This window comes from Pseudomonas sp. XP2 (assembly GCF_053557975.1).
On record NZ_JBNRIK010000007.1, the window covers coordinates 57,279 to 66,077 of the forward strand.

The following is an 8,799-nucleotide window of genomic DNA, read 5'->3' on the forward strand; positions in this document are numbered from 1 at the left end:
GTTTTTATGACGGTCAGCCACGCGAGAGAGCACGATGCCCCAGGCCGCCCACGTAACCCGAGCCCCCAATCAGCAGGGGCATGCCCCGATCGAGCAGGACAGCCACCAGGGTATCGAGCACGCCTTCGCCCTGTTCAACCAGGTGTCCAGCCAACTCAGCCAGTCCTACAGCCTGCTCGAAGCCCGGGTCAGTGAGCTGAAAGGCGAGCTGGCGGTGGTCAGTGCGCAGCGCATCGAAGAACTCAGCGAAAAGGAACGCCTGGCCAACCGCCTGCAGAACCTGCTGGACCTGCTGCCTGGCGGGGTAATCGTGATCGATGGTCATGGCCTTGTACGTGAAGCCAACCCGGCTGCCTGCGAACTGCTCGGCGAGCCGCTGATCGGCGAATTGTGGCGCCAGGTAATCGCCCGCAGCTTTGCGCCGCGCAAGGACGACGGCCATGAAATCTCGCTGCGCGATGGCCGCCGCCTGTCGATCTCCACCCGGTCGCTGGATGCCGAACCCGGCCAACTCGTGCTGCTCAACGACCTGACTGAAACCCGTCGCCTGCAAGACCAACTGGCCCGCCACGAGCGCCTGTCATCGCTGGGGCGGATGGTCGCCTCGCTGGCCCACCAGATTCGCACGCCGCTGTCGGCAGCCATGCTCTATGCCAGCCACCTGGCCGATAGCGAGCAAGCGTTGAGCGCGGAAACCCGCCAGCGTTTCGCCGGTACCTTGAAGGAGCGCCTGCACGAGCTGGAGCATCAGGTGCGCGACATGCTGGTGTTCGCCCGTGGCGAGTTGCCGCTGGGTGACCGGGTTACCCCAAAAGCCCTTTTCCAGGCCCTGCAGCAGGCGGCCCAGGCCCATGTGCAGGGGCACGCTGTGCGCTGGCAGTGCGACAGCCATCTGGGTGAGCTGCTGTGCAATCGCGATACCTTGGTCGGTGCCTTGCTCAACCTGATCGAGAATGCCCTGCAGGCCAGCAACAGCCCGGCGCGGTTGAAGGTGCACCTGTTCCGCCGCGAGCGCACCTTGCAGCTGTGCGTAAGTGATGCGGGCAGTGGTATCGACGCCGGGTTGTTGGCGCGTCTGGGTGAGCCGTTCCTGACTACCAAAGCCACTGGCACCGGCCTTGGCCTGGCGGTGGTCCAGGCCGTGGTGCGTGCCCATCAGGGCCGTTTGCATCTGCGCTCGAAAGTGGGCCGTGGCACCTGCGTGCGGGTAGAGCTGCCGTTGATCGACGGGCAATTGGCGGAGGGGGTGTAATGGCAATCAAGGTGCTGCTGGTCGAGGACGACCGCGTATTGCGCCAGGCGCTGGGCGATACCCTGGAAATCGGCGGTTTCGCCTACCAGGCGGTGGGCAGTGCTGAGGAAGCGCTGGAGGCGGTGCTGGATGATGCTTTCAGCCTGGTGGTCAGCGATGTGAACATGCCCGGTATGGACGGGCACCAGTTGCTGAGCCAGTTGCGCCGTCAGCAGCCCCAGTTGCCGGTGCTGTTGATGACGGCGCACGCCGCCGTCGAGCGTGCCGTCGAGGCCATGCGCCAGGGGGCTGCCGACTATCTGGTCAAGCCGTTCGAGCCCAAGGCGCTGCTCAGCCTGGTCGAGCGGCATGCCGCGGGGCGGGTGATCGCCGAAGAAGGCCCGGTGGCCTGCGAGCCGGCCAGCCGCCAGTTGCTGGAGCTGGCCGCGCGCGTGGCGCGCAGTGATTCGACTGTGCTGATTTCCGGGGAATCCGGCACCGGCAAGGAAGTGCTTGCACGTTACATCCACCAGCAATCGCAGCGGGCAGCGCAGCCCTTCGTGGCAATCAACTGCGCGGCCATCCCCGACAACATGCTCGAAGCCACCTTGTTTGGCCATGAAAAGGGTGCCTTCACCGGTGCTATCGCTGCCCAGGCCGGCAAGTTCGAGCAGGCCGAAGGGGGCACCTTGTTGCTCGACGAAATTTCGGAAATGCCAATGGCCTTGCAGGCCAAGCTGCTGCGCGTGTTGCAGGAGCGCGAGGTGGAGCGGGTCGGCGGGCGCAAGCCGATCAGCCTGGACATCCGTGTGCTGGCCACGACCAACCGCGACCTTGCTGGCGAAGTGGCCGCCGGGCGTTTCCGTGAAGACCTGTACTACCGCCTGTCAGTGTTCCCCCTGGCCTGGTGCCCATTGCGTGAGCGCCCGGGCGATATCTTGCAACTGGCCGAGCGCCTGCTGGCGCGCCACGCGGCCAAGATGAAACACGCCCCGGTGCGCCTGTCGCCGCAGGCCCGGGCTTGCCTGCAGGCCTATGCCTGGCCGGGCAACGTGCGCGAACTCGACAACGCGCTTCAGCGGGCGCTGATCCTGCAGCAGGGCGGGGTGATCGAGGCGGCGGATTTCTGTCTGGCAGGCGCCATTCCATTGTCAGCTGGCACAGAGCCATCACCTGCAGTGTCAGTCGAGGCCAGCGGGCTGGGCGATGACATGCGTCGCCATGAGTACCAGATGATCATCGACACCCTGCGCGCCGAGCGCGGTCGGCGCAAAGAGGCGGCCGAACGGCTGGGCATCAGCCCACGCACCTTGCGCTACAAGCTGGCGCAGATGCGCGATGCCGGGTTCGACGTCGAGGCCAGCCTGTTCGGCTGACACTGCGCCCCGCTGTGAATGGATACCACCCTGTGGGAGCGGGCCTGCCCGCGAAGAGGCCACGCGGTGCATGGCACCGGCTGCGCCGGTGTTCGCGGGCATGCCCGCTCCCACAGGGCCGCGCCAACCCGTGAAGGTGATTGCCAAGGCTGGCACCTTTGTTGCTTTACGTAGGCTATTCGCCGCATGAGTGTCAAAAAATGCGGCCGCAGGAGAGAGAAGGGTCATGAGCCAAGGTGTTGAATTCAATCGTCTGATGCTGGACATGCGGGCCATGCAGGCCGATGCCATGTCGCTGCCTAAGGTCACCGCAGCCCCCGAGCTGGCACCGGGGCAGAGTACCTTTGCCGACATGCTTGGCCAGGCCATCGGCAAGGTGCATGAGACGCAGCAGGCATCGACCCAACTGGCCAATGCCTTCGAGATCGGCAAGAGCGGCGTCGACCTGACTGACGTGATGATCGCTTCGCAAAAGGCCAGCGTGTCGATGCAGGCCATGACCCAGGTACGCAACAAGCTGGTCCAGGCGTACCAGGACATCATGCAGATGCCGGTTTGAGGACGGACGTAAACCATGGCTGAAGCAGTCGTCGACAACGCCCCCGCCAAGACGGGCCCGGCAGCGGCCAAGCGCCCGCTGCCAGGTATGTCGTTCCTGGAAAACATCGCGCAGATGCCCATGCTGCGCCAGGTCGGCCTCATGGTCGGCCTGGCGGCCAGCGTGGCGATCGGCTTTGCCGTGGTGCTGTGGTCGCAACAACCCGATTACCGTCCGCTGTACGGCAGCCTGTCGGGCATGGATACCAAGCAGGTCATGGACACCCTGGGTGCCGCTGATATCCCTTATAACGTTGAGCCCAACTCCGGTGCTCTGCTGGTCAAGGCCGACGACCTCTCCCGTGCGCGCCTGAAACTGGCGGCTGCCGGCGTAGCGCCCAGCGATGGCAATGTTGGCTTCGAACTGCTCGACAAGGAGCAAGGCCTGGGCACCAGCCAGTTCATGGAGGCCACGCGCTACCGCCGCAGCCTGGAAGGCGAGCTGGCGCGTACCGTTTCCAGCCTGAACAACGTGAAGGCCGCGCGCGTGCACCTGGCCATCCCGAAAAGCTCGGTGTTCGTGCGTGACGATCGAAAGCCCAGCGCCTCGGTGCTGGTCGAGCTGTACCCGGGCCGTGCCCTGGAGGCCGGTCAGGTGTTGGCCATCGTCAACCTGGTGGCGACCAGTGTGCCGGAGCTGGATAAATCCCAGGTCACCGTGGTCGACCAGAAGGGTAACTTGCTGTCCGAGCAGTTGCAGGACTCTGCCCTGACCGAAGCCGGCAAGCAGTACGACTACAGCCGCCGCATGGAAAGCATGCTCACCCAGCGCGTGCGCAACATCCTGCAGCCCGTGCTGGGCAATGACCGCTACAAGGCCGAAGTGTCTGCCGACCTGGACTTCAGTGCCGTCGAGTCGACCGCCGAGCAGTTCAACCCCGATCAGCCAGCATTGCGCAGCGAGCAGTCGGTTGAAGAGCAACGTGCCAGCAGCCAAGGCCCGCAAGGCGTGCCTGGTGCGCTGAGCAACCAGCCGCCAGGCGCCGCTTCGGCACCGCAAACCACCGGTGGCGCCGCTACCCCGGCCGCCGCCATTCAGCCTGGCCAGCCGCTGGTGGATGCCAACGGCCAGCAGGTCATGGACCCGGCCACCGGTCAGCCGATGCTCGCGCCGTACCCGTCGGACAAACGCCAGCAAAGCACCAAGAACTTCGAGCTGGACCGCTCCATCAGCCACACCCGTCAGCAGCAGGGGCGCATGACCCGCCTGTCGGTGGCGGTGGTCGTGGACGACCAGGTCAAGATCGACCCGGCCACCGGCAACACCAGCCGTGCGCCGTGGGCTGCCGAAGACCTGGCGCGCTTCACTCGCCTGGTGCAGGACGCGGTCGGCTTCGACGCCAGCCGTGGTGACAGCGTGACGGTGATCAACGTGCCATTTGCCGCCGACCGTGGCGAAGAAATCGCCGATATCGCCTTCTACCAGCAGCCGTGGTTCTGGGACATCGTCAAGCAAGTGCTGGGCGTGGTGTTCATTCTGGTGCTGGTGTTCGGCGTGCTGCGGCCGGTGCTTAACAACATCACAGGGGGCGGCAAGCAGGCGGCTTCCGATAGCGACATGGAGCTGGGCGGCATGGTGGGGTTGGATGGCGAACTGGCCAACGACCGCGTCAGCCTGGGTGGCCCGACAAGCATTCTGCTGCCTAGCCCGAGCGAGGGTTACGAGGCACAGCTCAACGCAATCAAAGGCCTGGTGGCCGAAGACCCGGGCCGTGTAGCCCAGGTCGTCAAAGACTGGATCAACGCCGATGAGTGATAACCGAGCCGTTACCGCCAAGCTGAGCCGCGTCGACAAAGCGGCAATCCTGTTGCTCTCGCTGGGCGAGACCGATGCGGCCCAGGTACTGCGGCACATGGGCCCCAAGGAAGTGCAGCGGGTGGGTGTGGCCATGGCGCAGATGGGTAATGTGCACCGTGACCAGGTGGAGCAGGTGATGAGCGAGTTCGTCGACATTGTCGGCGACCAGACCAGCCTGGGCGTGGGGTCCGATGCCTATATCCGCAAGATGCTCAACCAGGCGCTGGGCGAGGACAAGGCCAACGGCCTGGTCGACCGCATCCTGCTGGGTGGCAACACCAGCGGCCTGGACAGCCTGAAGTGGATGGAGCCGCGCGCCGTCGCCGACGTGATCCGCTACGAGCACCCGCAGATCCAGGCCATCGTGGTCGCTTACCTCGACCCTGACCAGGCGGGTGAAGTACTGAGCAACTTCGACCACAAGGTGCGCCTGGACATCGTCCTGCGCGTGTCGTCGCTGAACACCGTGCAGCCGGCGGCGCTCAAAGAGCTGAACCAGATTCTGGAGAAGCAGTTCTCGGGCAACTCCAACGCCGCGCGCACCACCTTGGGCGGTATCAAGCGCGCTGCCGACATCATGAACTTCCTCGACAGCTCCGTGGAAGGTGCACTGATGGATGCGATCCGCGAAGTCGACAGCGACCTGTCGGAGCAGATCGAAGACCTGATGTTCGTCTTCAACAACCTGGCCGACGTCGACGACCGGGGTATCCAGGCGCTGCTGCGCGAAGTGTCGTCCGACGTGTTGGTGGTGTCGCTCAAGGGCGCCGACGAGCGGGTCAAGGACAAGATTTTCAAGAACATGTCCAAACGTGCCTCGGAACTGCTGCGCGACGACCTGGAGGCCAAAGGGCCGGTGCGGGTCAGCGACGTGGAAACGGCGCAGAAGGAAATCCTCACCATCGCCCGCCGCATGGCCGAGGCCGGCGAGATCGTGCTCGGCGGCAAGGGTGCCGAGGAAATGATCTGAGTCACTAGCGGCGGGCCTTGAGGGTTCTGTGTAGGAGCGGGCTTGCCCCGCGAACACCGGCAACGCCGGTGCCATGCACCGCGGCGCCTGCTTCGCGGGAAAAGCCCGCTCCCACAGGGGCCAGACCTGTATCCCTTTGAACAGGGTTGTGAGTACCTGAAAACATGTCCAGCAAAGAACATCACCCCAGCGACCTGATCCGCGCCCGCGACCTCGAGGGTGTGGACGTGTGGACGCTGCCCAGCTTCGACCCGGAGCCAGAGCCCGTACCCGAGCCTGAGCCGGAACCCGAGGCGGTCGAGGAAGAAATCGAGGAAGTGCCGCTGGAAGAAGTCCAGCCACTCACCCTGGAAGAGCTCGAGGCGATCCGCCAGGAAGCCTACAACGAAGGTTTCGCCACCGGCGAGCGAGAGGGCTTTCACAGCACCCAGCTCAAGGTCCGCCAAGAGGCCGAAGCGGCCCTGAAGGCCAAGCTCGACAGCCTCGAGCAACTGATGACCCACCTGATGGACCCGATCGCCGAGCAAGACACGCAGATCGAGAAAACCCTCGTTCACCTGGTGGCGCACATGACCCGCCAGGTGATTGGCCGCGAATTGCGCAACGACTCCAGCCAGATCACCCAGGTGCTGCGCGAAGCACTGAAGCTGCTGCCCATGGGGGCGGACAATATCCGCATTCACCTCAACCCGCAGGACTTCGAGCTGGTCAAGGCCCTGCGCGAACGCCATGAGGAAAACTGGCGGTTGCTGGAAGACAGCGCACTGCTACCGGGGGGCTGCCGTATCGAGACTGCCCATAGCCGCATTGATGCAACCATGGAAACGCGCATCGAGAAAACCGTGGCGCAGCTGTTCGACCAGTTGCACGATCATTCTCTGCACCCGGCGGCGCCAGACATGTCGGTAGACCTGGACGCCCCCGTCGAGCGTTCGGTGGAAAGCCCTGATGCACCTTAAGCGCACCAGCTTCGGCAAGCGCCTGGGCAGTTATGCCGAGGCCATCGCGCTGCCGACCCAACCCATCGTCGAAGGCCGCCTGCTGCGCATGGTCGGGCTCACCCTGGAGGCCGAAGGCCTGCGCGCCGCCGTGGGTAGCCGCTGCCTGGTAATCAACGACGACAGCTACCACCCGGTCCAGGTGGAAGCCGAAGTCATGGGGTTTGCCGGGCCCAAGGTGTTCCTCATGCCGGTCGGCAGCATTGTCGGTATCGCCCCCGGCGCCCGGGTGGTGCCGCTGGACGACGGCGGCCGATTGCCCATGGGCATGAGCATGCTCGGTCGGGTGCTGGATGGCGCCGGCCGCGCGCTGGATGGCAAGGGCGGGATGAAGGCTGAGGACTGGGTGCCGATGGATGGGCCGGTGATCAACCCGCTCAACCGTGACCCTATCAGCAAGCCGCTGGACGTGGGCATCCGCAGTATCAATGGCCTGCTGACCGTTGGTCGCGGCCAGCGCCTGGGCCTGTTCGCCGGTACCGGCGTGGGTAAGTCGGTGTTGCTGGGCATGATGACCCGCTTTACCGAAGCCGAAATCATCGTGGTTGGCCTGATCGGCGAACGGGGCCGCGAGGTGAAGGAATTCATCGAGCACATCCTGGGTGAGGAGGGCCTCAAGCGCTCGGTGGTGGTGGCTTCACCTGCCGATGATGCGCCGCTGATGCGCCTGCGTGCTGCCATGTATTGCACGCGCATTGCCGAGTACTTCCGTGACAAAGGCAAGAACGTGCTGTTGTTGATGGACTCGCTCACCCGTTTCGCCCAGGCCCAGCGGGAAATTGCCCTGGCCATCGGTGAGCCGCCGGCCACCCGTGGTTACCCGCCGTCGGTATTTGCCAAGCTGCCCAAGCTGGTGGAGCGGGCGGGCAATGGCGAGCCGGGCGGTGGCTCGATTACCGCGTTCTACACCGTATTGTCCGAAGGTGATGACCAGCAAGACCCCATCGCCGACTCGGCGCGCGGTGTACTCGACGGCCACTTCGTGCTGTCGCGCCGGTTGGCCGAAGAGGGCCATTACCCAGCGATCGACATCGAAGCCTCGATCAGCCGGGTGATGCCCCAGGTGGTCGACGCCGACCACTTGCGCCAGGCGCAAAAGTTCAAGCAACTGTGGTCGCGCCTGTCGCAAAGCCGCGACCTGATCAGCGTGGGCGCCTACGTGGCCGGCGGCGACCCGGAAACCGACCTGGCCATTGCCTTGCAATCCAGGCTTGTGGATTTTCTGCGCCAAGGCCTGCAGGAGAATGTGGGCATGGCGCAGAGCCGCGAACAGTTGGGGGCGATCTTCACGCCCCCGGCAGGCTGATAGGGCATGGCCCTGCCTGGGCGCGCGGCGCGCCTGACGCCGGTGGTGGGCATGGCCGAAGAGGCCGAGCGCAAGGCCGCCCAGCGCCTGGGGCATTTCCAGCAGCAAGTGGCCACGGCTCAGGCCAAGCTGGCCGAACTGGAGCGTTTTCGTGAGGATTACCAGCTGCAGTGGATCAACCGTGGCGGGCAGGGGGTAAATGGCAGCTGGCTGGTCAACTACCAGCGTTTTCTGGGGCAGCTGGAAACGGCCATGACCCAGCAGCGTCAGAGCCTGGTCTGGCACCAGAACAACCTCAACAATGCCCGTGGCATTTGGCAGCAGGCCTATGCCCGGGTAGAGGGGTTGCGCAAGCTGGTGCAGCGCTACATGGACGAAGCCCGGCGCGCCGAAGACAAGCGTGAGCAGCGGTTGCTGGATGAGTTGTCGCAGCGCTTGCCCCGCCAAATCCTTTAGCCAAAGCCTTGCGCTGTGCCTTGTAGGAGCGGGGGGGGGGGGGGGGGGGGGGGGGGGGGGGGGGGGG

8 protein-coding genes are annotated in these 8,799 nt (G+C 64.9%); all 8 read left to right on the forward strand.

What is annotated here, in order from left to right; translation table 11 throughout:
* Positions 1–34 precede the first annotated feature (34 nt).
* The 8 genes from ACK1VC_RS10340 (at position 35) to fliJ (ending at position 8,732) form a co-directional block, all read left to right on the forward strand.
* Entirely contained in the window at positions 35–1,252 is a 1,218-nt protein-coding gene (locus ACK1VC_RS10340) for a sensor histidine kinase (RefSeq protein WP_016488435.1), read from the forward strand.
* Complete coding sequence (locus ACK1VC_RS10345; RefSeq protein WP_191086852.1) at positions 1,252–2,607, forward strand: sigma-54-dependent transcriptional regulator; 1,356 nt, start codon at positions 1,252–1,254, stop codon at positions 2,605–2,607. The genes ACK1VC_RS10340 and ACK1VC_RS10345 overlap by 1 nt, the downstream gene beginning before the upstream one ends.
* 226 nt (positions 2,608–2,833) lie before the next feature.
* Entirely contained in the window at positions 2,834–3,166 is a 333-nt protein-coding gene (gene fliE / locus ACK1VC_RS10350) for a flagellar hook-basal body complex protein FliE (protein WP_003254438.1), read from the forward strand.
* Positions 3,167–3,181: 15 nt separating this feature from the next.
* Positions 3,182–4,960 carry a flagellar basal-body MS-ring/collar protein FliF gene (fliF, locus tag ACK1VC_RS10355; protein WP_016488433.1) on the forward strand — a complete coding sequence of 593 codons (1,779 nt, stop codon included), beginning with the start codon at positions 3,182–3,184 and terminating at the stop codon, positions 4,958–4,960.
* Positions 4,953–5,972 carry a flagellar motor switch protein FliG gene (gene fliG / locus ACK1VC_RS10360; protein ID WP_016488432.1) on the forward strand — a complete coding sequence of 340 codons (1,020 nt, stop codon included), beginning with the start codon at positions 4,953–4,955 and terminating at the stop codon, positions 5,970–5,972. The genes fliF and fliG overlap by 8 nt, the downstream gene beginning before the upstream one ends.
* Positions 5,973–6,136: 164 nt before the next feature.
* Positions 6,137–6,931 carry a flagellar assembly protein FliH gene (fliH, locus tag ACK1VC_RS10365; RefSeq protein WP_095117236.1) on the forward strand — a complete coding sequence of 265 codons (795 nt, stop codon included), beginning with the start codon at positions 6,137–6,139 and terminating at the stop codon, positions 6,929–6,931.
* Positions 6,921–8,276 carry a flagellar protein export ATPase FliI gene (gene fliI, locus ACK1VC_RS10370; protein ID WP_060519404.1) on the forward strand — a complete coding sequence of 452 codons (1,356 nt, stop codon included), beginning with the start codon at positions 6,921–6,923 and terminating at the stop codon, positions 8,274–8,276. Before fliH ends, fliI begins: the two co-directional genes overlap by 11 nt.
* Positions 8,277–8,282: 6 nt before the next feature.
* Entirely contained in the window at positions 8,283–8,732 is a 450-nt protein-coding gene (fliJ, locus tag ACK1VC_RS10375; protein WP_016488429.1) for a flagellar export protein FliJ, read from the forward strand.
* Positions 8,733–8,799 lie beyond the last annotated feature (67 nt).

Coding starts and splice junctions, on each gene's coding strand:
- fliJ (WP_016488429.1), top strand. CDS start 8,283: ATGGCCCTGCCTGGGCGCGCGGCGCGCCTGACGCCGGTGGTGGGCATG.
- fliE (WP_003254438.1), top strand. CDS start 2,834: ATGAGCCAAGGTGTTGAATTCAATCGTCTGATGCTGGACATGCGGGCC.
- fliI (WP_060519404.1), top strand. CDS start 6,921: ATGCACCTTAAGCGCACCAGCTTCGGCAAGCGCCTGGGCAGTTATGCC.
- ACK1VC_RS10345 (WP_191086852.1), top strand. CDS start 1,252: ATGGCAATCAAGGTGCTGCTGGTCGAGGACGACCGCGTATTGCGCCAG.
- fliF (WP_016488433.1), top strand. CDS start 3,182: ATGGCTGAAGCAGTCGTCGACAACGCCCCCGCCAAGACGGGCCCGGCA.
- ACK1VC_RS10340 (WP_016488435.1), top strand. CDS start 35: ATGCCCCAGGCCGCCCACGTAACCCGAGCCCCCAATCAGCAGGGGCAT.
- fliH (WP_095117236.1), top strand. CDS start 6,137: ATGTCCAGCAAAGAACATCACCCCAGCGACCTGATCCGCGCCCGCGAC.
- fliG (WP_016488432.1), top strand. CDS start 4,953: ATGAGTGATAACCGAGCCGTTACCGCCAAGCTGAGCCGCGTCGACAAA.